Source organism: Pseudomonas sp. AC463 (assembly GCF_979253585.1).
Genome location: NZ_CEEDDZ010000854.1, coordinates 1 through 256, shown reverse-complemented (window position 1 = coordinate 256; position 256 = coordinate 1). Strand labels below are relative to the sequence as shown.

The window sequence follows — 256 nt, the reverse complement described above, 5'->3', positions numbered from 1 at the left end:
CAGGTCGAGACGATGCTGGCGCGCCAACCCGAGGTCCGCTTCGCCTTCTCGCGCACGGGAACGTCGGAGATCGCGTCCGACCCGATGCCGCCCAACGCCACCGACACCTTCGTGATCCTGAAACCGCGTGCCGAGTGGCCCGACCCTAGCCTCAGCAAGGAGCAACTGGTGGAGCGGATGGAGAAGAAGCTCTTGACGCTGCCCGGCAACGCCTACGAGATCACCCAGCCGAGCCAGATGCGCTTCAACGAGCTGA

1 protein-coding gene is annotated in these 256 nt (G+C 65.2%); it reads left to right on the top strand.

The genetic code is table 11. From position 1 onward, the window contains the following. Window positions 1-12: 12 nt before the first annotated feature. Window positions 13-256 (top strand): efflux RND transporter permease subunit (locus tag AC0IYH_RS32655; RefSeq protein WP_471838505.1); only part of this gene is annotated, 244 nt, incomplete at its 3' end.